This is a genomic window from Candidatus Thiothrix phosphatis (assembly GCF_035668035.1).
Taxonomy (GTDB): Bacteria; Pseudomonadota; Gammaproteobacteria; order Thiotrichales; family Thiotrichaceae; genus Thiothrix; species Thiothrix phosphatis.
This window is the reverse complement of the sequence record NZ_JAYMYJ010000146.1, coordinates 12,269-35,184: the sequence shown is the minus strand read 5'-3', so window position 1 is coordinate 35,184 and position 22,916 is coordinate 12,269. Positions and strand designations below refer to the sequence as shown.

Below are 22,916 nucleotides of genomic sequence, written 5' to 3'. Positions count from 1 at the left end.
CCCCCAATGAAACGATCACTCTTGTTAGGCTTGTTTAGCCTAGCGATGGCTCCCCATATTGTGCTGGCTGAGGATTTGTTTGCTTCCGACCAAGAAGAACCCGGACAATTTTATGCGGGCTATAGCCTGCTTAAATCCGAAGCTGGATGTAACTTCCAAGGCGTGGAGTGCGACAGCAGCGGCTGGAAATTGCTGGGCGGCTACAAGTTCAATGACAACATTGCCGTCGAAGGTGGTTATTACAACATCTTTAACAATGATGGGACGGATGCAACCACAGGAAAAGAAGCCGTGGTGAAAGGAACTGGCATTGCAATGTCGACAATAGGTTCTTATTCCATTAACGATACCACCTCCCTGACCGGCAAAGTCGGCCTGATGGCTTGGCGGGCGGAAGCTGACCTCGCAGGCACGAGGACTTCTGCCATGGATGGGACTGATGTCCTTTCCGGCGTAGGGGTAGGATACAAACTGAATGACAACTGGCAAGTACGCGGCGAATACGAACATGTCGGCGGTGATTTGGACGCCAATATGTATTCCGCTGGCGCAACACTTTCGACTTTGTGACCTTAAGCACACCCTCCTGAATCCGGCTTGCGTATAATGCTGTCAGGGCTTAACATCTCCGCCTTTACAGAATAAGCAACCGGATTTTCAGGAACTAATCAACAATGCGTAGCCATTATTGCGGGCAGGTGGACGAAGCCCTGCTGGATCAGCAAGTTACTTTGTGTGGATGGGTAAACCGCCGCCGTGACCACGGTGGTGTCATTTTCATTGACCTGCGTGACCGTGAAGGTTTGGTGCAGGTAGTTTTCGACCCTGACCGCGCCGATGTTTTCAGTACCGCAGAACGCGTCCGCAATGAATACGTGTTGCAAGTTGTCGGCAAGGTGCGCCGCCGTCCTACCGGCACTGAAAACGCCAATTTGCGTAGCGGGCAGGTGGAAATCCTCGGCTTGGAACTGAATGTCCTCAATGCCGCCGAAACCCCACCATTCCAGCTGGACGAAGAAGGCGTCAACGAAGAAACCCGCCTGACCTACCGTTACATTGACTTGCGCCGCCCGGAAATGCAAAAGCGCATGCAGACCCGCGCCAAAGTGACCGGCTTCCTGCGCCGTTTCCTCGAAGACCATGGTTTTCTCGACATTGAAACGCCGATGCTGACCAAGGCGACGCCAGAAGGTGCCCGCGATTATTTGGTGCCTAGCCGTACCTATCCGGGTTCCTTTTTCGCATTGCCACAATCGCCGCAGCTCTTCAAACAGTTGCTGATGATGTCCGGTATGGACCGTTACTACCAGTTTGCCCGCTGCTTCCGTGATGAGGACTTACGCGCTGACCGCCAGCCAGAATTTACCCAGTTGGATATTGAGACATCCTTTATGGATGACAACGCCATCATGAACCTGATGGAAGCCATGATGCGCGCCACTTTCAAGGAAACGCTCGGGGTTGAATTGCCTGATCCGCTCCCACGCATGCCCTACTCCGAAGCCATGCGCCGTTTTGGTTCTGACAAACCGGATTTGCGCATCCCACTGGAGTTCATCGAAGTTTCCGACTTGATGCAGGATGTCGAATTCAAGGTTTTCTCCGGCCCGGCCAAAGACCCGCAAGGCCGCGTGGTGGCCATGCGCCTACCTAACGGCAGTGAGCTGTCCCGTAAGGAAATTGATGATTACACCACATTTGTCGGTCGCTACGGTGCGAAAGGCCTGGCCTATATCAAGGTCAATGACGCCACCGCAGGCCGCGAAGGCCTGCAATCCCCGATCCTGAAATTCCTGCCGGATGAAACCGTCACGGGCATTATGGAGCGCACCGGCGCACAAACTGGCGACCTGATTTTCTTTGGTGCTGACAAGGCGCGCATCGTCAACGACGCGATCGGCGCGCTGCGTGTCAAACTGGGTCAGGATCGCGGCCTGATGCAGGGCGAATGGGCCGCACTGTGGGTGGTCGACTTCCCGATGTTCGAGTGGGATGAAAAGGAAAATCGTTGGGTTGCCCTGCACCACCCGTTCACCTCTCCCAAAGGCTCGGCGGAAGCATTGCTGGCCAATCCAGGCGAAGCGCTTTCCATCGCCTATGATATGGTGCTGAACGGTACGGAAGTCGGGGGCGGCTCTGTGCGTATCCACAATATGGAAATGCAGAAAACCGTCTTCAAGCTGTTAGGCATCTCCGATGAGGAAGCGCAAGAAAAATTCGGCTTCCTGCTGAATGCGCTGAAATACGGCTGCCCTCCGCACGGCGGCTTGGCCTTTGGCCTCGACCGTTTGATCATGTTGATGACCGGCAGCCAATCCATCAGGGACGTCATGGCCTTCCCCAAAACCCAGACAGCGGCTTGCCCATTGACCAATGCGCCTGCGGAAGTCAGCCCCAAACAATTGCGCGAACTCAGCATCCGGGTTCAATTGGCGCAAAAGTAAGACATTACCGCGATTCAATTAAAAGGGCGGCTTGAATATAGCCGCCCTTTTTTATTGGGGACTGCTGACCAGACGGGTATAACAAATCCAATTGGCATTAGGGTAAACAGGTTTGCCATCCTGGACTTCACCGTAATAGCGTAAAGCCACCATGCTGTCGCCACGGGGATTATCCGCCCGGATGGCCAAGCCATAATCGACACCCTGGTAATTGCATTCCGTGCGGGCGTTGGGGTCGACGCCATCCGGAATCACATACCCTTCCCCGCAGGTGCTGTAGGTATTCATGTTTTCGGAACAATAAGCCGCCTTGCCAGGAAGGTTGGCGGTTTCCGGAAAATAGCTCAGGTCAATATTCGGGCGTTGTTCATTGGCATTGATCTGCACCAGCCCCAGCAGTTCCTCCATCAAAGGCAACCGCCAGTTGTTTCTGCCGCAGGGTGCCGCGCCTTTCAATGCATTCACGTAGGTGTAGGCGTCACAGGATGAGGAGCCTAGGTTTTGGCACAGGACATTGCCATTGTAATCCACGGAAGAAGCGTAACCACCGTAGTTGTGGAAATGCCGGTAACGCCAATCCTTGTCACGCAAGCCACCGTCATCGGTTTTTTCCTCCCATACCAACCCTGTGTCTTTATCCTTGACACAATCCCATGAAGTGGCGGTGGCGGGCAAATTCATTCCCCTGTGCATCCAGCTTGGCATAACGTGCCGACGGCGTTGGGGCTGGGGTTGAAGGGGTTGCCGGTGTATCCGTGGTGGATGGGGAAGTGGTCGTTGTGGTCGTGGTTGTGCCGTTGTTCGTGCTGTTGGATGTCGACGCAGTAGTTGAAGAGCCCCCGGTTGTCGTACCAACCGAAGCCGTGCTGCTTGAACTGGAGCCACCGCCACAAGCGTTGAGCGCCAATGATAACGCTGTGCACACGGCGGCTATTCCGAGTTTGTTTTTCATTTCCATAAGAGCTATTTCCCCTGCTGATTGTTTGAAAAGCCTTCACTTGTGCCGAATCAGCCAGCAGCCGTGAATTTTCGGGTCACGCTGAAAATCCTCCGGCAATGACTGCAACCGATAATCCTGCACCCGATAATTGGCCTCAAGTGACAGATCAAGCCTAAATTTGCGGAAGTTGTTGGAAAACACCAAGGTTCCGTCCTGTTCCAAAATGCGCATGGCGTAACGGATCAAGCGGACATGATCACGCTGCACATCAAACACATCCTCCATCCGCTTGGAATTGCTGAAAGTTGGCGGGTCCAGAAAAATCAGGTCGTAACGGTTCCGGCAGCGCTCCAGCCATTCCACGGCATCAGCCTGGATGAAACGGTATTTGTAGGGTTCCGCCCGTAAGCCATTCAAGGCAAAGTTGTCTTCCGCCCATTTGAGGTAAGTGGCCGACATATCCACGCTATCGACCTGTTTGGCTCCACCGACCGCCGCATGGGCGCTGACAGCACCAGTATAGCAAAACAGATTAAGCACGCTTTTTCTGAGGGAATGCTGCTGCATCCAGTGACGCATTGGCCGATGGTCCAGGAACAGGCCGGTGTCAAGATAATCGGTCAGGTTCACCTTGAGCCTGACGCCATGTTCCGTGACAACCAGGGATTGCTCCACCCTGCCCTGTTTTTCATATTGGCTGTGGCCTTTCTGCTGTTTGCGCTGTTTGAGGACAATGTGTCCGGGAGGCGTCCCCAACACCTCCGGCAAGGTCATCAACGCCTGCTCCAGGCGCTGTTTCGCCACCTTTTCCTCAATGGTTTTGGGCGGGGCATATTCCTGCACATGCAGCCAATCGGCGTAACGGTCGACAGCGATGGCGTATTCGGGGATGTCGGCGTCGTAAACCCGGTAAGCGTTGCTGTCGGCGCGCTTGATAAAGGGCTTTAACTTGCGCAGGTTCTTTTTGATCCGATTGGCCAAATCTTCGGAGAAATAATGGGTTGTACGTTCTTTTTGTAACAGGTTATCAAATGTATAGACTTTGCATTCCGTTTCGCCGTTAAGCAGACGGTATTCCTTGCTGTAGAACAAATTGGTCAGGGCTATTGGCGATTTGGCGTCCGTAAAGACTGCCCCGCGAAAACCTGCTGGCAAACTGGCGAAACGTTCCCCCAAATTGGCATACACCGGTTGCAAGGCCACGGCGGGGCTGGTTTCATCATAAGGCAGGTGGGTAATTACCAAGCCGTTGGCAAGATCCTCCTCTCCATTTCCCGACCCTGTGTTCTCAGGAGGAAAAGTGTTCAGTAGCTGCATCGGCAAATCCGCTGCCTGCCAGTCAGTGCGGAGATTCAGGATGGCGGCGGGGTTGCCGGTGGCACTGAAAGCGTAGCGGCTGGCGCGGCTGATCCCCTCCGCCTGACGCTGCCGGGCGGCTGTGCGCAGGGTTTCCCACAAAGCGGCGTCATGACCCACCCAGCGGCTAGCGACAGTCCTGCCACGCAACAGGCCGGGGGCGATGTCAAACGCCATCAGCGCGCCTTCGATCAGGATGGCGTTGGCGCTGCAAAGCGGGTCAAACAGCTTGATAGGTTCAGCGCCACCCGCCAGCAGGACAGGCCATCCGGCGCGGATCAGGATGGCGGCGGCAAGGTTTTCGCGCAGGGCTTGATGCGTGTCCGGATCAAGGTAACCATGCTGGCTCAGGCTTTGCTGGTTGAGTTCAATGCCGACGCTGGCATTGCCCTTGTGTAAGTTGACCACGATGACAATGTCGGGATTGTCGCTGACACTGGGGCGTTCGCCATGATTGCGGCGGAACTGGTCAACAATCTGGTCTTTGACCCATTGTGAACCGAACTGGGTATTGCGGATGTCATCATTGCGCCCGAAAAAGCGCACTTTCAGGCTTCCATCCGGGCGTACATGCTCATGCCAAGGGATGGATTGGATCAGAAGCTCCAATTCCGCCTGATCCTTGCCAAAACCCTGCGCCAGTTGCAGCGTGGCGCGGGAGGCAAGGCGGCTCCATAGCATTGCGTTGTAGCCGAACCGCAAGTCGCCTGCCGCCTGTACGCCAGCATGGCCGATTTTCACCTGTTCCGCGCCGAGGCTAACCAGCTCATCGGCCAGCAGCGGTTCAATGAATTGGGGGCAAGCAAAAAACCATTGCAAAGAGGAGTTGTTGTCAGGTTGCATAGCAGGCGCCAAGTTTGGGGATGAAACGGAAGTCTAGCACCAAACCCCCACGGGGTTTCCGGCTGCAAGCCCTCATTCGGCAAACCGGCCAGGGACGCCCTGCGCCCACACCAGCCAGCCACCAATCGCCAGGAACAACAAACTGCCGATCATCGCGCCGGTAAAAATCTGCTGGCGGGTAAAACGGCGGCGGTCGCGGAACGGTTTTTCCACCCAGCGCCAGCTAAACCAGGCCAGTAGCAACGACAACAGGCTCAAACCCGCCATCACCCCTACCCCCAACTCATCCAGGCTTTGCATGCGCGCAAACACAAACACCGGCTGGTGCCACAAATAAGCGCTGTAGGAAATCAACCCAACCCCAACCAGCACCCGATTGCCAAGCATCTGCCCAACCCAGGTGGAGGCTGAAGCAAACAGGATCAGCAGCACGCTCCCCGCCACCGGAACCAGCGCATACAGGCTGGGGAACGGGACACCTGCATCAAAAAACAGTACGGCATACCCCAACAAGAGCAGCCCTGCCAAGCTGGCGGCTTGCGCTGCCCTTCCCTGTCCTGGCGAATTTCTTTGCAGGTAAAACGCCGCCAGCGCCCCACTCATCAATTCCCAGGCACGGCTGGGGATCAAGTAGAAATTGGCTTCCAGCGATTGCCGCCACAACCATTCCGAAAAACCCAGGCTCAACAAGGCGACCAACGCGATCATCCCCGCCAGCCAGCCCTTGCCCAACCGCCACTCCAGCAGCATAAAGGGCGGAAACAGCAGGTAATATTGCTCCTCCACCGCCAAGCTCCAGGTATGCAGCAACGGAATCTGCTCCGCTGTCGGGCCGAAATAATCGGTTTGCAACCAGAACAAAATATTGGAGACAAACGCCGCCACCGCCATGATGCTGTCACCGAAACCCTCCAGCTCTTCCGGCAGCAGCAGCCACCAAGCGAACGGCAGGCAGGCCAGCAGGATAAAAAACAGCGCGGGCAGGATGCGGCGGGCGCGACGTTCGTAGAACCCGGCCAGCGTGAAACGCCCGGCTTCCAGTTCTTCCAGAATGATGGAGGTGATCAGATAGCCGCTAATGACAAAGAACACATCCACCCCCACATAACCACCGGGAAACCAGGCAAATCCAGCATGAAAGCAGATGACGGGAAGGACGGCGACGGCGCGCAGCCCATCAATTTCCTTGCGATAAATCACGGTGGGGTCCGCTTATTGTGTAAAATGGGCGGAATCTTAGCCCATCTGCCTGCGAATGGAAAACATGAAACTGTTCGACGCCCACTTTCACATTATTGACCCACGCTTTCCGCTGATCCCCAACCATGGCTATCTGCCGCCCGCCTTTACCTGCGAGGATTATTTGCAGCGGATGCAGGGGTATTCACTGGCGGGAGGGGCTGTGGTGTCCGGGTCTTTCCAGGCGTTCGACCAGGCTTACCTGCTGGCGGCGCTGCGACGGCTTGGCCCGACGTTCGTCGGCGTCACCCAATTGCCTGCCAGCGTGGGCGATGCGGAATTGCTGGGACTGGGTGCGGCTGGTGTGCGCGCCGTGCGCTTCAACCTCAAGCGCGGCGGTTCAGAAGATAGCCGCCATCTGGAACATTTCGCCCGCCGGGTTCATGAGCTGGTCGGCTGGCATGTGGAGCTGTATGTGGATGCGCGTGAATTGCCGGATCTGTATCCAACCCTGCTTAAGTTGCCCGCTGTCAGCATCGATCACCTGGGCTTGTCGGCAGCGGGCTTGCCAACCTTGCTGAAATTGGTGGAACGGGGCGTCTGCGTCAAGGCGACCGGCTTTGGGCGGGTAGATTTTGATGTGCGCAAAGCGCTGCCAACCTTGTTCGCGGCCAATCCGGACGCTTTGCTGTTCGGCACCGACCTGCCCTCCACCCGCGCGCCCGGTTCCCTATCAGGACACGGACTTTGCCTTGGTGGTGGACGTATTGGGGAAAGGCAATGCTGACAAGGTGCTGTGGGAAAATGCGCTGCGCCTGTACCGGCCAGCCTCGGCCAATATCACATCAACCCCAGCCCCCGCAAAACCGTAATGCCGATGCTGGTGGTGACAACCGACCCGAGCGTCGTCAAGGCGATGATATTGGCCGCCAGCGGCGCATTGCCCCCCATCGCCCGCACCATAATGTAACTGGCCGCCGCCGTCGGTGCTGATGACATCAGCAGCAGGATTCCCATGTCAACGCCCCGGAACCCCATCCATAAGCCGCCCAGCACAAACAGCAACGGCGTCAACACCAGTTTGCTGACGCTGGCGAACAGCGTCTTGCCCATTTCCTGCCGCAGGCTATGGAAATCCAGCGAAGCGCCCGTGCACAGCAAAGCCAGCGGCAGGGTCATTTTGGAAAAGTATTCGCCGGATTCCAGCAAAACCGTCGGCAGTTTTATGCCCGCATACGACACCGGCAGGGCCAGCAAAATGCCAATGATGAGGGGGTTCGTCGCAATGCCCCTGACCACCTTGCCCACTCCCTGGCTTTTGTGCAGGGAGCGGCTCAGGGTGATGACCGCCAGCACATTGAACAGGATGGTGATCAGGCCGAGATACAGCGAAGCGGCCACCAGCCCGTTGTCGCCATAGGCGTTCACGCAATAGGCCAGCCCGATGATGCCCATATTGGAGCGGAACGCCCCCTGCACCACCACGCCCCGGTCTTCGGCGGGCATTATCAGGTAATGCGTGGCTGCTTCCAGCAGCACCACGCTCAGGACAGTGGCGATTGCCGCGAAAATAATCAGGTCAAAATTGGCGGCTGCTGAAAAGTGCGTCTTGCTGATGCTGACAAACAACAGGGCTGGCAAGGCGACGGTAAACACCAGCCGTGAACCGGTTTCAATGAATGCCTCATTCAGGATGCCGATGCGCATGAACCATACGCCCAGCAGCAGAATGATGAATATCGGCCCGGTGACTGAAAAAGAAAAGCTTAAGACACCCAGAAACTCAGACATGACAGCGCTTTATTTACATGCAATAAAGCGCCTCACTTTACGTCGCCGCCGTATCTGCCTGCAATAACCAATGGGAATGGCTTCCATAGCAATGCTTTACCGGCACCAGCGACAGCCGTTTATTCCACCAAACCCAGCACACCCGCGCCACGGTCTTCCGGAACACTGGCGATGCCGCGCAACGTGCGGCTTTTGGTGATCATGTCGTGAATGATCGGCATCAGGATCAGCTCAATGGCTGTGCCCATTTTACTGCCCTGCACCACCAGGGTGTTGCGGCGCGACATAAAGGCACCGGGAATATCACGCAACAGCGGCACAAAATTCGGCAAAAATGGCGGCGTGAACCGCATCACCAGGAAACATTCCTGCGCTTCCGGCGCTTCCTCATCGCCAAACGGGTCAGACGTGTCCACGATCGGCACCATCTGGAAATTGATGTGGGTGCGGGAAAATTGTGGCGTGATGTAGTGCACATAGTCGTGCAGGCGTTCCAAGATGGATTCCTGCACTTCAGCCCGGCTGTAGCCGCGCATGCTGCTGTCGCGTTGGATTTTCCGTATCCACTCCAGGTTCGCATTCGGTGCCATGCCAATGCCAAGGTCGGGGTATTGGGCAATATCAATGTCGCCAATGACCGCCGCGCCATGCAGCCCCCGGTAGAGCAACAGGTCGGTGTCAGGGTCCATCTGCCGCCAAGGCGTGAGCGTCCCCGGCTCCTGCCCATGCCGATCGGCCTGCTCCTGGGTATGCAGGTAGTGGCGATAAACGCCCCTGCCTACCGCCGCATATTCAAAAAACAAGGATTCCAGTTTGTCCAGGCAGTTGCCTGCCGGGCTGAAATGGCTCAACACCTGCCCCTCTTCCTTGGCTTGCCGCACCTTTTCACGCATGGTCTTGCGGTCATACAGGTGAAAAGCGCTGCCGTCGATATAGGCTGCCTTGATGCGTTCACGATAAAAAATGCGCTCCAACGCTTTGATAACTGCGCTGGAACCCGCTCCGGAAGCTCCTGTGATGGCGATAATCGGATGTTCTGCTGACATGCCTTCCCTCTCTCCTCAGTGATCCTGAAATACGCAGCATAAACCATCACTGAAAAAAGCTTAACTGCCCATTACGGATAGGGAACTATGCGGGTTTCTGCTACCATACCCTCCCTTTTGATCAGATTTCAGTGTCGACCATGAACCGTACAGCCCAACTCCAGCATGCCATTTCCCAGCGTATCCTGATCCTTGATGGTGCCATGGGAACCATGATCCAGCGCTATAAGTTGCAGGAAGCCGATTATCGCGGTGAACGCTTCCACGACTGGCATACGGATGTGAAGGGCAACAACGACCTGCTGGTGTTGACCCAGCCGCAAGTCATCCGCGAAATCCACGGCCAATACCTTGCAGCGGGCGCGGACATCCTCGAAACCTGTAGCTTCAACGCCACGCGCATTTCCATGCACGACTACGATATGGCGGAACTGGCCTACGAAATCAATGTGGCGGCGGCACAGGTGGCTCGCTCCATGGCTGACGAATACAGCACGCCGGACAAACCGCGTTTCGTTGCGGGCGTGCTCGGCCCCACCAGCCGCACCTGCTCCATTTCCCCGGATGTGAACGACCCCGGTTTCCGTAACGTCACTTTCGACGAACTGGTGACAAATTACATGGAATCCACCCGTGGCCTGATCGCGGGCGGCGCGGACATCATCCTGATCGAAACCATTTTCGACACGCTCAACGCCAAAGCCGCTGTGTTCGCGGTCAAGCAGGTGTTCGACGAAGACGGGCTGGAACTGCCGGTCATGATTTCTGGCACCATTACTGACCAGTCCGGGCGCACCTTGTCCGGCCAGACCACTGAAGCGTTCTATAACTCGCTGTCCCACGCCGATGCGCTGTCCTTCGGCCTCAACTGCGCGCTCGGGCCAGATTTGTTGCGCCAATACGTTGAGGAAATGTCCCGCGTCAGCGCCACCTACGTTTCCGCGCACCCCAACGCCGGATTGCCGAATGAAATGGGTGAATACGACATGGGGCCGGATGAAGTCGCCGGGCATATCAAGGAATGGGCGCAAAGCGGCTTCCTGAACATCGTCGGCGGCTGTTGCGGCACTACCCCGCCGCATATCGCCGCCATTGCCAAGGCCGTGGATGGGATTGCACCGCGCCAGATTCCCGACCTGCCGCATGAAATGCGCCTGTCCGGGCTGGAGCCATTCAACATCGGCAAGGACAGCCTGTTCGTCAACGTCGGCGAACGCACCAATGTCACCGGCTCCGCCAAGTTCAAGCGCCTGATCAAGGAAGGCAGTTACAGCGAAGCGCTGGAGGTGGCGCTGGATCAGGTGCAGAACGGCGCGCAAGTCATCGACGTGAATATGGACGAAGGCTTGCTCGACGCCGAGAAGGAAATGACCCGCTTCCTCAATCTGGTGGCCTCTGAACCTGACATCGCGCGGGTGCCAGTGATGGTCGACTCATCCAAGTGGGAAGTCATCGAAGCTGGCCTGAAATGCATCCAGGGCAAGGGCATCGTCAACTCGATTTCGATGAAGGAAGGCGAGGAAAAATTCATCCATCAGGCCAAGCTGGTGCGCCGTTATGGAGCCGCAGTGATCGTGATGGCCTTCGATGAAAAAGGTCAGGCGGACACCGAAGCCCGCAAGGTCGAAATTTGTTCCCGCGCTTACAAAATCCTCACCGAACAGGTCGGCTTCCCGCCGGAAGACATCATCTTCGACCCGAATATTTTCGCGGTCGCCACCGGCATCGACGAGCACAACAACTATGCGGTGGATTTCATCGAGGCGACCCGCTGGATCAGGCAGAACCTGCCGTATGCCAGCATTTCCGGCGGCGTTTCCAATGTGTCGTTCTCGTTCCGGGGCAATAACCCGGTGCGCGAAGCCATCCACAGCGTGTTCCTCTACCACGCCATCCAGGCCGGGATGAACATGGGCATCGTCAACGCCGGGCAGATGGCGATTTACGACGACCTGCCTGCCGAGCTGCGCGATGCGGTCGAAGATGTGATCCAGAACAAGGATGCGGGCGCAACCGAGCGTCTGCTCGACATTGCCCCCAACTACAAGGGCGACGGCGCGGCGGAAACCAAAAAAGAAGACCTTGAATGGCGTAGCTGGCCAGTGGAAAAACGTCTGGAACATGCGCTGGTCAAGGGCATCGATGCCTACGTGGACACAGACACCGAGGAAGCCCGTGTGAAACTGGGCCGCCCGCTGTTGGTCATCGAAGGCCCGCTGATGGACGGCATGAACGTGGTCGGCGACCTGTTCGGCGCAGGCAAGATGTTCCTGCCGCAGGTGGTCAAATCCGCGCGCGTGATGAAAAAGGCAGTGGCTTACCTCGACCCGTTCATGGCTGCCGAAAAGGAAGGCTGCGACGTGCAGGCCAATGGCAAAATCCTGATGGCGACCGTCAAGGGCGACGTGCATGACATCGGCAAGAATATCGTCGGCGTGGTGCTGCAATGCAACAGCTACGAAGTCATTGACCTTGGCGTGATGGTTCCAGCAGAAAAGATTTTGCAAGTTGCCCGCGAGGAAAAGGTGGACATTATTGGCCTTTCCGGCCTGATCACGCCATCGCTGGATGAAATGGTGCATGTGGCCAAGGAAATGCAGCGGCAAGGTTTCCATATCCCACTGCTGATTGGTGGGGCAACCACGTCCAAAATTCATACAGCGGTCAAGATCGAGCCGCAATACCAGAACGACATTGTGGTGTATGTGCAGGATGCATCCCGCGCGGTTGGCGTCGCCAGTGCGCTGCTTTCCAAAGAGCAGAAGCCGGATTATGTGGCCAATATCCGCACCGAATATGAGCAGGTGCGGGTGAAGCGCGCCGCCAACCAGACCGAACGCAAACTGGTGGGCATTGCGGATGCGCGGGCGAATGCGTTCAAGGCCGACTGGAAAGCATACACGCCGCCGAAGCCGGTGTTGCTGAACGCTTGTCTCCCCCCCACCCCTAGCCCCTCCCCCGCAGGGGGGGAGGGGAAAAAGACGTACTGCTGCGTTGCCCACGAATTGCAGGCAAAAATTGCCGAGCAGAAGGCAGCCAAGCAGCAACAACAGGCTGTCATCCCTGACGGCGCGGAGCTGCTGCATTCCGGCGCTGGCTGCATCCTCAAGTTCGACGATTATCCGCTGGCAGAACTGGTGGAGCGCATCGATTGGACGCCATTTTTCCGTAGTTGGGAACTGGCGGGCAGGTTCCCGGCAATCCTCAACGACGACGTGGTGGGCGAAGAAGCGACCAAACTGTATGCCGATGCGCAAGCCATGCTGAAGCAACTGGTTGAGGAAAAATGGGTGCAGGCGAAAGCGCTGGTCGGTTTCTTCCCCGCCAATGCTGAGGGTGATGACATCGTGGTGTATGCCGATGAAGCCCGTACCCAGCCGCGCGCCACCCTGCACAACCTGCGGATGCAGATGGACCGTAACGGGCAGCAACCGAATTACTCACTGGGCGATTTCGTCGCGCCAAAAGGTTCCGGCAAGGCGGACTGGATGGGTGTGTTTGCGGTCAGCACCGGGTTCGGCATCGAGCCGCATCTGGAGGCTTTCCGCGCCAAACACGATGATTTCAGCGCCATCATGCTGGAAGCGCTGTGTGACCGCTTGGCCGAAGCATTGGCGGAACGTATCCATGAGCGTGTACGCAAGGAATTCTGGGCGTATGCCACTGACGAAACGCTGGATAACAACGCGCTGATTGCCGAAAAATACCAAGGCATCCGCCCTGCCCCCGGCTACCCAGCTTGCCCAGACCACACCGAAAAGGCCACGCTATGGGAACTGCTGGAAGTGGAAGCGAATACCGGCATGACGCTGACCAGCTCGTTTGCAATGTACCCGGCCTCGTCCGTCTCCGGCTGGTATTTCAGCCACCCGGATTCGCGCTACTTCGGCATTGGCCGGATTGCGCGGGATCAAGTGGAGGATTACGCCAAGCGTAAGGGTATGCGCATGGAGGAAATGGAACGGTGGCTGGCTCCGGTGTTGGGGTATGAGGCGTGATTTCCCCACTAAACATTTGACGGAACAAAGGGGATACAACTGATCCCCTTTTCGTTGGCTTTGCCGTTTCAGCCCTTGTCAGAAATCTTCCTGCTCCGCCTCCAGCGCCGACAGGCTGATGTGCTTGCCGAGTTCCTCCTGATAGCCGGGCCACCCCTTGTAATCCGTGAGTTCGGCTTCAATCTTCGGCTTCATCTCGAATGGCTCCATGTCTTCACGCATCTTTTTGACCGAGTTGTACACCTTGCTCAAATAATCGCGGTAATAGGCCAGCATGTTCTTGCCACCGCTGTGCCCATGCCCAGGGACAACCTTGTCCACATCCAGCCCCATCGCATAATCCGCCGCCTTGACGCCACCGGCGAAACTGCCGTCGTCCATGCGCACAATACGTTTGTTGTTGATGGTGTCGCCGGTGAACAGCACTTTTTCCTCGGGGATCTCAAACATCACGTCCGTATCCGTATGCGCCTTGCCGGTGATCAGGTGCACCTTGAGCGTCAGCCCTCCCAGGTCGAAGCTGTCGCCATCCGTCAGGGCTTCGGTGGGAATCACGGCTTCGGTTCCCGCCGTGGCGTTTTCCGTCATGCTGTCCATGGTGCTGACCCATTCGGCGGCGGCACCATTTTTCGCCTCTTCTATCATATTCGGATGGGCATAAAATTTGACCTCCGGGTTTTCTTCCTGGAACGCCTGGTTCCCCAACCAATGATCGCCGTGCACATGGGTGGTGAAGACCTTATTGACCGGCTTGTCCGTGATTTTGCGGATCTGCGCCAGCACCGCCCGCCCGATGGCCGAACTGGAGCCTGGGTCAATCACCGTCACCTCCTTATCCGTCACGATGAACGCGGGGTTGTTCATAAAACCCTGATTCTGCTTGTTGGGGTAAGCCGTTGGGCCATGAATGACGTAGACATGCTCAGCAACTTGTTCGGGTTGGTAATTGTCCAGCAGACCCTGGTCAATTTTTCTGTCTTCCGCCCAAACACTGGCACTCAGGGCCGACAACAGCGGACAGGCAAGCAGTAATACGGTTTTGTTCATCTCCTCTCTCCTTTTTGCGGTTTGTTTGTATGATGCCAAATGGTTCTGACCACCATGGAATAAGCTGACATTTCTGTGGGTTTGTCTACAATTGACAACTTTACAGAGAAACACGCGGACAAGCGCACCCTTCATGCAAAATAATTATCCAACCCGCAAAGGCGTTATCCTTGCTGGCGGCAGCGGCACCCGCCTGTACCCACTGACCCAGGCCGTCAGTAAGCAACTGATGCCGGTATATGACAAACCGATGATCTATTACCCGCTGACCGTGCTGATGCTGGCGGGGATACGTGACATCCTGATCATCACCACGCCGGAAGACGCCAGCCAATTCCAGCATCTGCTGGCGGATGGCTCCCAATGGGGACTGAATATCCACTACGCCGTCCAGCCCAAGCCGGAAGGCCTGGCGCAGGCGTTCCTGATCGGCGCGGAATTCCTCAGCGATTCACCCGCCACCCTAATCCTTGGTGACAATATTTACTATGGCGAAGGCTTGTCCGTCCGTTTGCAGGCAGCCAGCCGCCAGACCGATGGGGCCACCGTTTTTGCCTATTATGTCAGGGATCCGGAGCGTTACGGTGTCGTCGAATTTGACCAGAATGGCAAGGCACTCAGCATCGAAGAGAAGCCTGCCAAACCACGTTCCAATTACGCGGTAACCGGCCTGTATTTCTACGATAACCAGATTGTGGACATTGCCCGCGAAGTGCGCCCTTCCGCGCGCGGCGAACTGGAGATCACCACCGTCAACCAGATGTACCTGGAACGTGGCCAGTTGCAGGTGGAAATGCTCAAACGCGGCACCGCTTGGCTGGACACCGGCACGCATGCGTCGTTGCTGGACGCCTCCAACTACATCCGGGTCATTGAGGAACGGCAAGGTTTGAAGATTGCCTGTCCGGAAGAAGTTGCTTGGCGCATGGGCTACATTGACAGCAACCAACTCCTGCAATTGGCGGAGCCTTTGAAAAAAAGCGGTTACGGCGTTTACCTGACGGAATTGCTGAAATGAAGATCACCCCAACCGCCATTCCCGAGGTGCTGATCCTGGAGCCACAAGTTTACGGCGATGCGCGCGGCTTTTTCATGGAAACCTGGAACGCCAAAGCCTTTGCTGAAGCCGGGCTTGACCTGAACTTTGTGCAGGACAACCACAGCCGTTCCAGACAGGGCATCCTGCGCGGCCTGCATTACCAGATCCAACATCCGCAGGGCAAACTGGTGCGCGTCACACAGGGCAAAGTGTTCGATGTGGCGGTGGATCTGCGGCAATCCTCCCCCACGTTTGGCCAATGGGAAGGTGTCGAGCTATCGGAAGAAAACCGCCGTATGCTGTGGGTCCCCCCCGGTTTTGCGCATGGTTTCTACGTCATGAGCGAGTCGGCGGATTTCCTCTACAAATGCACTGATTTCTACGCCCCTGAATATGACCGCAGCCTGCGCTGGGATGACCCGGCCGTGGGCATTGAGTGGCCGCTGGTGAATGGCACCGCACCCATGGTGTCCGCCAAGGACGAAGCGGGCAAAAGCTGGCTGGAGGCGGACAAATTCGCATGAAAGTATTATTGACCGGAGCCAATGGCCAGTTGGGTTCAGAATTGCAGGCGACCTGCCCTGCCGACATTACCCTGCTGCCGACTGACCATGACACGTTGGACATTACCCAGCCGCAGCATGTGGCGGCGTGGCTGACGGAACACCAACCCGCCGCCATCATCAACGCCGCCGCCTACACCGCTGTCGACAAGGCGGAAAGCGATGTGGGGCGCGCCTACGCCATCAACCATCTGGCCGCTGCGGCACTGGCGCGGGAAGCGGCGCAACGTGGCATTTACCTGTTGCAGGTTTCCACCGATTTCGTGTTTGACGGCCTGCAATCCAGCCCTTATTTGCCTGATGCGCTTGCCAATCCTTTGGGTGTTTACGGTGCCAGCAAGCTGGCGGGCGAACAGGCCGTGCTGGAACATTGCCCACAAGCCTGCGTGATGCGCACTTCCTGGCTGTACTCCGCTTATGGCAACAATTTCGTCAAGACCATGCTGCGCCTGATGCGGGAACGGGATGCGCTCGGCGTGGTGGCGGATCAGGTCGGCGCGCCAACCTGGACCCGTACCCTGGCTGACACCCTATGGTCTTTTATCGCACAAAAGCCGCACGGCATTTTCCACTGTTCCGATAATGGCGTGGCAAGCTGGTATGATTTCGCCGTCGCCATCCAGGAAGAGGCGCTGGCTATCGGGTTGTTGGATAAAGCCATTCCTGTCAGGCCGTTACGCACTGAGGAATACCCGACCCCTGCCCGCCGCCCGGCCTTCAGCGTGATGGACAAGCGCGCCACCGAACACTTGCTGGGTTATGCCCTGCCACATTGGCGGGCGGGCTTGCGGCGGATGCTTGTCCAATTGCAAGCACAGTAATACGGAAATCTCCCGATGAATGCAGGATTGGGATGCTCCCGCCGTCCCTGCTGGTAATGCCTTCCTAAAAATAACCCCCCGCCAAACAAGTGAACATCACCTAGAATTCACCAATCACATAAAATCACGCCATAGTTCCCTGCACTACACAGCCTGACCAGCATGCACTGCCACAGGAGAGAATGATAAATGGATGAATCTTTCACAGCTGACCAAGCCCCTGGAATGCCCGGCATGCAGCCCAATTGGTGCGACGGTGCCAAACAGATGGTGGGGACTAGCCTCGGCCCTTCGCGGGTGTGGTTCACCATCGGCCAAGGCATTCTCAATGAAATCTACTACCCACGCGTGGACATCCCGCAAGTCCGCGACCTTGGCTTCATTATCAGCGACGGGCACGGCTTCTGGCAGGAACTCAAACGGCTGGAAGGCCAGATGGAATGTGTCGAGGCAGGCATTCCAGCCGTCACCATCACCCACCGCCACCGCCATTTCACGTTTACCCAGCGCATTGCCCTGGAGCCTAACCGCGATGCCCTGTTGGTGGAAATCAAGCTACAGGGCGACGCCAACCTGCGCCCCTACGTGCTGCTCGCCCCGCACCTTGGCGGTACAGGCCGGGACAATTACGCCGAAGCCGCCCACTTCCACAGCCGCAAGGTGTTATGGGCATGGCAAGGGCCGTTCGGGCTGGCGCTGGCGGCGGTGGATGCGCAACAGCAGGATGCATTCGGCCAATGCAGCGCCGGGTTTTCAGGGGATTCCGACGGCTGGCAGACCTTTAACCGCCATGGACGCTTGGACGAATGCTACCGCGCCGCCGGCCCCGGCACGGTGGCACTGACCGGCGAACTGCCGCGCCAGGCCGTGCTTGCGCTAGGTTTCGGCAGCAGCTGTGAAGCGGCGGCGACACTGGCTATCTCTTCCCTGCTGCAACCATTTGAAACCGTCTGGCAGCAATATATCGGGCAGTGGATCAATTGGCGGCAAACTTGCCATCTGCCTGTCCCGGTGGGCACCGCCAGCTTGCCCGAGCGTCTGGTCAATTTGCTGAAAACCAGCGCCATGGTGCTGCGCACCCATCACGACCAGACGTTTCAAGGCGCGCTGATCGCCAGCCTCAGCATTCCCTGGGGAGAGTCGCAGGAAGAACGCCCCGGTTACCATCTGGTCTGGCCGCGCGATCTGGTTGAATGCGCAGGGGCGCTGCTGGCGCTGGGCTGTGACGCCGAGGCCCGTGAAATCTTGCGCTACCTGATGGCCACGCAACTGGCGGATGGCAGTTGGTTCCAGAACCAATGGTTGGGCGGCAAGCCCTACTGGACTGGTGTCCAACTTGACCAAGTGGCGTTCCCAGTATTGCTGGCCGGAACGCTGGCCGACCGTGACGCGCTGGATGGCCTCGAAGTCGGGCCGATGGCGCAGCGGGCGCTGGGCTTCATCGCCACGCATGGCCCCATCAGCCCGCAAGACCGCTGGGAAGAGGACAGCGGCGTCAATACGTTCACCCTGACGGTATGCATCGCCGCGCTGGTGTCCGGCGCGCGCTTCCTGCCGGTGGCGGATGAAGGCTTTGCGCTGGAGCTGGCGGATTTCTGGAATGCGCAATTGGACAACTGGGCGGCGGTGCGCAACACCGAATTTGCCCATGCGCACGGCGTAGACGCCTATTACCCGCGCATCATTCCCGCCGAAGTGCTCACGGATGATTCCGCCCTGGTGCGGGCAATGCCGATCAAGAACCACTTGATTGACCCTGGCCTGCCGCCAACTGAGCAGATCGGGGTGGATTTCCTGCAACTGGTGCGTTATGGGCTGCGTGACCCGGATGACCCTTTGATCCGCAACACTGTCAAGCTGGTGGACAAATTGCTGGCGGCCGACCTGCCGCAGGGTTCCTGCTGGCGCCGCTACACCAGCGACGGTTATGGCGAGCATGCCGATGGCCAGGCTTACGACGGCAATGGCATTGGCCGCCTGTGGCCGCTGCTGACCGGCGAACGTGGGCATTATGAACTGATCCGGGGGATGGACGCCCTGCCCTATTTGTATGCGATGGCGGGCATGAGCGACGGCTGTGGCATGCTGCCAGAACAGGTCTGGGACGCGGCGGACATTCCGGAGCGCAACTTGAAACTCGGGCGGGCAACCGGTTCCGCCATGCCACTGGCGTGGGCGCACGCCGAGTACATCAAACTGGCCTGCTCCATTCTCAGGGGGTATCCGGTGGACAGGCCAGAGCCAGTATGGGCGCGTTACCACGGCGTCCGCCCTGACCCCGAGGCCTGGTTCTGGTCGCCACAAGCACCGTTGCGCACCCTATCGGTAGGCAAACGGCTGGGGTTCTGCCTGCCGGTCAACACCATCATCCATTGGCGTACTGACACCATCGCTGAACAAACCATCACCACCCGCCCACTGGCAATGGGCATACACATGGCGCTGTTGCCAGAGCTTGAAACGGGGCGGCAAATCATTTTCCGCCTCGATGGCGAGGGGCTATCTGGGCAAGATCACACCATCACCCTCACCACAGTTGAAGACCAGGCGCATAATGTGGCCGTTTTTAACGGTTATCCCCATTGAGTTTAACGCAAAGCCTCACATGCGTGGCTAAAGCCGCGCATGCTTGGCGACGATATTCGTCCCTTTAATTCAGGCGCGTTTTTTTCCTATCTCCGACCATTTCCTTCGGTCGTTTAACATATTCGTCATATTCCTTTCATATAATTGTCACGCTCGAAGACGATGATGCGGCCTGTCATGCACATTCCTGTGTGATGCCACATCGTTTTAATCAATCAGGAGTTCAGTTATGAAATTTTTGCCGTCGTTGAAGGTTGCAGCCATCGCCGCCTGTTTATCCGCCGCCATGGTCACTTCTTCAACCGCGTTCGCTGATGAAGTCAAACTGACAGGTTCAGGCGCAAGCTTCCCGTTCCCTATCTACTCCAAGTGGTTCAAGGATTTCAGCGCTGCCCATTCAGACATTCGTGTTGACTATCAGTCCAAAGGCAGCGGTGCAGGTATCCAGGATTTCACCAACAAAACTGTCGACTTCGCTGCCAGTGACGCTGCCATGAGCGACGAAGAACTGGCCAAAGCGGGCAATAAAGCCATCCTGCTGCCAATGACCGCCGGTGAAGTCGTGTTGGTTTACAACCTGGACGGCGTCAGCGACCTGAAGTTGCCGCGTGATGTGTATCCTGAAATCTTCGCTGGCAAAATCACCAAATGGAATGATCCGAAAATTGCCGCCGCCAACCCTGACGCCAAACTGCCGGATCAGGCGATCACGGTCGTGACCCGCGCAGACTCCAGCGGCACCAGCTTTGTGTTCACCAGCCATCTGGCAGCTATCAGCGACGATTTCAAAAAGGCTGTTGGCGAAGGCAACAAGTCCCCAAGCTGGCCTGCCACTGACAAATTTGTCAAAGCGCCCAAAAATGACGGCATCGCCGCCACCATCAAACAGACCCCTGGCTCAATTGGTTACGTCGAATACGGTTTCGCCAAGTTAAGCGGCTGGAAAAGCATTGCCCAACTGGAAAACAAAGCTGGCAAATACGTTCCCGCTGGCGCTGAATCCGGCGCTGCCGCACTGGCCAGCACTGACTTCCCGACCGGAAAACTGCCAAGCAGCGAAGTGCCTGACCTGCGCGCTTGGGCAACCGACCCTGCCGGTGAAGCTGCTTACCCAATCGCCAGCTACACCTGGATGATTTTCTACCCAGAACAGGATGCAGCCAAAGCCAAAGCACTGCGTGAAGTGGTTGAATACGGCCTGACCACCGGCCAGAAAAGCGCCGATGAACTGGGTTATATCCCTCTGCCGGAAAAGGTAGTGGCCAAAGTTCGTGAAGTTTCGCAAATGATCAAATAATGTCCTTATTGTTTGATTGCTTACCAGGAGGCCGGGCCATACAGCCCGGGCTTCTCCCCACTGTCGAATCTGTTGTTTAGGTGTCATCACATGGCTTCGAATCCATTCCAGCAGGCGGTTTCTGCTGGCAGCGTTACCAAACCCCCATCACGTGGCGATTACTCCAGCGATACACTTTTCCGCAGCGTCGCTTATGGGTCAGCCTTTCTGATTATCATCCTGATGGCCTATATCCTGTGGGAAATAGGTGGTCAGGCGTTGCCAGCCATGCAGAAATATGGCTTTGGCTTCATTACCGGCATTGGCTGGAATCCTGGCAAGGAAGAATTCGGCATCCTGCCGGAAATCTGGGGCACGCTGTACAGCTCCCTGCTGGCCTTGTTGATCGGCGGCGTATTTGGCATTTCCATCGCCATCTTTCTGACCCAGGACTTCATTGAAGCGCGGCTGGCCGTTGTTTTCCGCACCATCGTTGAATTGCTGGCGGCCATCCCATCGGTTGTATACGGCCTGTGGGGCATTTACATCCTGATCCCAGCCCTGCGCCCAATCGCCAATTTCCTGCATGAGCATTTGGGGTTCATCCCTTTCTTTGGCAGCGAATTGAGCGGGCCGGGCATGGCTCCCGCCGCACTGGTGCTGGCAATCATGATTTTGCCAACCGTGGCGGCGATTTCGGTGGATGCCTTCCGCCGCATTCCCTATAAGGTCAAGGAAGCCGCTTTTGGCATGGGCACCACCCGCTGGGAAGCCATCCTGAAAGTGATGCTGCCAACCGCTTCTTCCGGCATCTTGGCCGCCCTGGTGTTGGGCTTTGGCCGTGCGCTGGGCGAAACCATGGCGTTGGCCATGCTGATCGGCAACGTCGACCAGATCAGCCTGTCAATCTTTTCCCCAGCCAATACCTTGGCTTCATTGCTGGCTTCCAACTTCCCTGAGGCCGGAACCCTGGAAGTGCAAAGCCTGATGTATGCAGCCATGGCGCTGTTGGTGATTACCCTGCTGGTCAACGTGGCGGGCCTTGCCATCCAGCAATACACCGTCCGCAAGTTTGAGGGCAAGAAATGAGCACTACGAATCCACCTCTGTCCTCCGCCACTACGCTGGTGAAAGACTACAACCTGCAACGCCAGCCGCTGGAATACCGCGCCATGAAGAGCATCTTCCTGACGGGGATGACCTGGGCGATGGCGATACTCGCCAGCGTGCCGTTGTTTTCCGTCATCTACATGCTGGTCATCAAAGGCGGCACCCGGATCAACTGGGAAACGCTGACTGCACTGCCTCCCGCCGGTTTTGAAATGGGTGGCGGTTTCGGCAACGCCATCATCGGCACTTTGGTCATGGTGGTCATCGCCAGCGCCATCAGTGTCCCATTCGGCACGCTGGCCGCCGTTTACCTCGGCGTGTTTGACCCGAACAGCCGCACAGCAACCCTCTCACGTTTTCTGGCCAAAACCCTGACAGGTTTTCCGTCCATTTTGGCGGGCGTATTCGTCTATTCCATTTTGGTCATCAAATTCGGCTACTCAGCGCTGGCCGGGGGCATTTCCTTGGCTGTGCTGATGCTGCCAACCGTGGTGCTGGCCGCCGAAGAGGCCATGCGTCAGGTTCCGCAACGCATGAAGGACGCCGCTTATGGCATGGGCTGCACCCGCAGTCAGGTCATCTGGAAAGTGGTGCTGCCAACCGGCATGCCCGGCATCCTCACCGGAGTCATGTTGGCTGTCGCTGGTGCCGCTGGTGAATCAGCGCCGTTGCTGTTCACCGCACTGTTCAGCAACTACTACATTTCCGAAGTGATGGAGCCAACGGCCTCGCTGTCCATCCTGATCTATAACTTCTCGGCGATGCCATTCGATAACCAGATCGAGCTTGCCTGGACAGCATCGTTAGTTCTGGTGCTTATCGTCCTTATTTTCAACATTCTTGCCCGACTGCTGGGCAGGGCCAAGGTATAAACTTT

The 22,916-nt window shown here is 57.1% G+C and carries 18 protein-coding genes; 11 read left to right on the top strand and 7 right to left on the bottom strand.

Annotated elements, in window-relative coordinates:
• Nucleotides 1–6: 6 nt before the first annotated feature.
• Nucleotides 7–570, top strand: coding sequence for a porin family protein (locus VSS37_RS18685; protein ID WP_324697654.1), 564 nt, complete (start codon nucleotides 7–9; stop codon nucleotides 568–570).
• 104 nt (nucleotides 571–674) lie between these two features.
• Nucleotides 675–2,444, top strand: a complete 1,770-nt coding sequence (aspS, locus tag VSS37_RS18680) for an aspartate--tRNA ligase (RefSeq protein ID WP_324697652.1) — start codon at nucleotides 675–677, stop codon at nucleotides 2,442–2,444.
• A 51-nt stretch (nucleotides 2,445–2,495) separates the two neighbouring features.
• On the opposite strand, the gene VSS37_RS18675 is transcribed toward aspS, so the two are convergent.
• The 4 genes from VSS37_RS18675 to VSS37_RS18660 all read right to left on the bottom strand — a co-directional run bounded on the left by VSS37_RS18675 (nucleotide 2,496) and on the right by VSS37_RS18660 (nucleotide 6,783).
• Nucleotides 2,496–3,125 (bottom strand): Lcl domain-containing protein, encoded by a 630-nt coding sequence (locus tag VSS37_RS18675; protein WP_324697651.1) that lies wholly within the window; start codon nucleotides 3,123–3,125, stop codon nucleotides 2,496–2,498.
• Nucleotides 3,122–3,367 carry a hypothetical protein gene (locus tag VSS37_RS18670; RefSeq protein ID WP_324697650.1) on the bottom strand — a complete coding sequence of 82 codons (246 nt, stop codon included), beginning with the start codon at nucleotides 3,365–3,367 and terminating at the stop codon, nucleotides 3,122–3,124. The genes VSS37_RS18675 and VSS37_RS18670 overlap by 4 nt, the downstream gene beginning before the upstream one ends.
• 71 nt (nucleotides 3,368–3,438) lie before the next feature.
• Complete coding sequence (gene rlmKL, locus VSS37_RS18665; protein WP_324697648.1) at nucleotides 3,439–5,583, bottom strand: bifunctional 23S rRNA (guanine(2069)-N(7))-methyltransferase RlmK/23S rRNA (guanine(2445)-N(2))-methyltransferase RlmL; 2,145 nt, start codon at nucleotides 5,581–5,583, stop codon at nucleotides 3,439–3,441.
• Nucleotides 5,584–5,655: 72 nt separating this feature from the next.
• Nucleotides 5,656–6,783, bottom strand: a complete 1,128-nt coding sequence (locus VSS37_RS18660; RefSeq protein ID WP_324697646.1) for an acyltransferase family protein — start codon at nucleotides 6,781–6,783, stop codon at nucleotides 5,656–5,658.
• Between the two features lie 64 nt (nucleotides 6,784–6,847).
• Between VSS37_RS18660 and VSS37_RS18655 the strand changes: the two genes are divergently transcribed.
• On the top strand, nucleotides 6,848–7,549 hold the full coding sequence (locus VSS37_RS18655; protein ID WP_324697643.1) for an amidohydrolase family protein: 702 nt from the start codon (nucleotides 6,848–6,850) through the stop codon (nucleotides 7,547–7,549).
• 53 nt (nucleotides 7,550–7,602) lie between these two features.
• Here VSS37_RS18655 and VSS37_RS18650 read toward each other — a convergent pair whose 3' ends face one another.
• Both VSS37_RS18650 and VSS37_RS18645 read right to left on the bottom strand, forming a co-directional pair.
• Nucleotides 7,603–8,553 (bottom strand): AEC family transporter, encoded by a 951-nt coding sequence (locus VSS37_RS18650; RefSeq protein WP_324697642.1) that lies wholly within the window; start codon nucleotides 8,551–8,553, stop codon nucleotides 7,603–7,605.
• 119 nt (nucleotides 8,554–8,672) lie between these two features.
• The gene (locus VSS37_RS18645; RefSeq protein WP_324697641.1) at nucleotides 8,673–9,599 is read right to left on the bottom strand and encodes a phosphoribulokinase; all 927 of its coding nucleotides are present in this window, start codon (nucleotides 9,597–9,599) and stop codon (nucleotides 8,673–8,675) included.
• Nucleotides 9,600–9,739: 140 nt separating this feature from the next.
• Here VSS37_RS18645 and metH point away from each other — a divergent pair, with 140 nt between their 5' ends.
• Nucleotides 9,740–13,597, top strand: coding sequence for a methionine synthase (gene metH / locus VSS37_RS18640; RefSeq protein WP_324697639.1), 3,858 nt, complete (start codon nucleotides 9,740–9,742; stop codon nucleotides 13,595–13,597).
• Between the two features lie 78 nt (nucleotides 13,598–13,675).
• Here metH and VSS37_RS18635 read toward each other — a convergent pair whose 3' ends face one another.
• Complete coding sequence (locus VSS37_RS18635; RefSeq protein ID WP_324697637.1) at nucleotides 13,676–14,644, bottom strand: MBL fold metallo-hydrolase; 969 nt, start codon at nucleotides 14,642–14,644, stop codon at nucleotides 13,676–13,678.
• Between the two features lie 133 nt (nucleotides 14,645–14,777).
• Between VSS37_RS18635 and rfbA the strand changes: the two genes are divergently transcribed.
• From rfbA to pstA, 7 genes are all read left to right on the top strand, one after another.
• Nucleotides 14,778–15,662: a glucose-1-phosphate thymidylyltransferase RfbA gene (gene rfbA / locus VSS37_RS18630; RefSeq protein ID WP_324697635.1), complete on the top strand. Its 885-nt coding sequence runs from the start codon at nucleotides 14,778–14,780 to the stop codon at nucleotides 15,660–15,662.
• Nucleotides 15,659–16,207 carry a dTDP-4-dehydrorhamnose 3,5-epimerase gene (gene rfbC, locus VSS37_RS18625; protein ID WP_324697633.1) on the top strand — a complete coding sequence of 183 codons (549 nt, stop codon included), beginning with the start codon at nucleotides 15,659–15,661 and terminating at the stop codon, nucleotides 16,205–16,207. The genes rfbA and rfbC overlap by 4 nt, the downstream gene beginning before the upstream one ends.
• Entirely contained in the window at nucleotides 16,204–17,067 is an 864-nt protein-coding gene (gene rfbD / locus VSS37_RS18620; protein WP_324697631.1) for a dTDP-4-dehydrorhamnose reductase, read from the top strand. Before rfbC ends, rfbD begins: the two co-directional genes overlap by 4 nt.
• Nucleotides 17,068–17,256: 189 nt before the next feature.
• Nucleotides 17,257–19,653, top strand: coding sequence for a glycoside hydrolase family 15 protein (locus VSS37_RS18615; RefSeq protein WP_324697629.1), 2,397 nt, complete (start codon nucleotides 17,257–17,259; stop codon nucleotides 19,651–19,653).
• A 229-nt stretch (nucleotides 19,654–19,882) separates the two neighbouring features.
• Nucleotides 19,883–20,950 carry a phosphate ABC transporter substrate-binding protein PstS gene (pstS, locus tag VSS37_RS18610; protein ID WP_324697627.1) on the top strand — a complete coding sequence of 356 codons (1,068 nt, stop codon included), beginning with the start codon at nucleotides 19,883–19,885 and terminating at the stop codon, nucleotides 20,948–20,950.
• 90 nt (nucleotides 20,951–21,040) lie between these two features.
• The gene (pstC, locus tag VSS37_RS18605) at nucleotides 21,041–22,018 is read left to right on the top strand and encodes a phosphate ABC transporter permease subunit PstC (protein WP_324697626.1); all 978 of its coding nucleotides are present in this window, start codon (nucleotides 21,041–21,043) and stop codon (nucleotides 22,016–22,018) included.
• The gene (pstA, locus tag VSS37_RS18600; protein ID WP_324697624.1) at nucleotides 22,015–22,911 is read left to right on the top strand and encodes a phosphate ABC transporter permease PstA; all 897 of its coding nucleotides are present in this window, start codon (nucleotides 22,015–22,017) and stop codon (nucleotides 22,909–22,911) included. Before pstC ends, pstA begins: the two co-directional genes overlap by 4 nt.
• The last annotated feature ends 5 nt before the right edge of the window (nucleotides 22,912–22,916 follow it).

Coding starts and splice junctions, on each gene's coding strand:
- VSS37_RS18635 (WP_324697637.1), bottom strand. CDS start 14,644: ATGAACAAAACCGTATTACTGCTTGCCTGTCCGCTGTTGTCGGCCCTG.
- VSS37_RS18615 (WP_324697629.1), top strand. CDS start 17,257: ATGGATGAATCTTTCACAGCTGACCAAGCCCCTGGAATGCCCGGCATG.
- rfbD (WP_324697631.1), top strand. CDS start 16,204: ATGAAAGTATTATTGACCGGAGCCAATGGCCAGTTGGGTTCAGAATTG.
- metH (WP_324697639.1), top strand. CDS start 9,740: ATGAACCGTACAGCCCAACTCCAGCATGCCATTTCCCAGCGTATCCTG.
- VSS37_RS18645 (WP_324697641.1), bottom strand. CDS start 9,599: ATGTCAGCAGAACATCCGATTATCGCCATCACAGGAGCTTCCGGAGCG.
- rfbA (WP_324697635.1), top strand. CDS start 14,778: ATGCAAAATAATTATCCAACCCGCAAAGGCGTTATCCTTGCTGGCGGC.
- VSS37_RS18650 (WP_324697642.1), bottom strand. CDS start 8,553: ATGTCTGAGTTTCTGGGTGTCTTAAGCTTTTCTTTTTCAGTCACCGGG.
- pstC (WP_324697626.1), top strand. CDS start 21,041: ATGGCTTCGAATCCATTCCAGCAGGCGGTTTCTGCTGGCAGCGTTACC.
- aspS (WP_324697652.1), top strand. CDS start 675: ATGCGTAGCCATTATTGCGGGCAGGTGGACGAAGCCCTGCTGGATCAG.
- VSS37_RS18675 (WP_324697651.1), bottom strand. CDS start 3,125: ATGAATTTGCCCGCCACCGCCACTTCATGGGATTGTGTCAAGGATAAA.
- VSS37_RS18685 (WP_324697654.1), top strand. CDS start 7: ATGAAACGATCACTCTTGTTAGGCTTGTTTAGCCTAGCGATGGCTCCC.
- rfbC (WP_324697633.1), top strand. CDS start 15,659: ATGAAGATCACCCCAACCGCCATTCCCGAGGTGCTGATCCTGGAGCCA.
- rlmKL (WP_324697648.1), bottom strand. CDS start 5,583: ATGCAACCTGACAACAACTCCTCTTTGCAATGGTTTTTTGCTTGCCCC.
- VSS37_RS18655 (WP_324697643.1), top strand. CDS start 6,848: ATGAAACTGTTCGACGCCCACTTTCACATTATTGACCCACGCTTTCCG.
- pstA (WP_324697624.1), top strand. CDS start 22,015: ATGAGCACTACGAATCCACCTCTGTCCTCCGCCACTACGCTGGTGAAA.
- pstS (WP_324697627.1), top strand. CDS start 19,883: ATGAAATTTTTGCCGTCGTTGAAGGTTGCAGCCATCGCCGCCTGTTTA.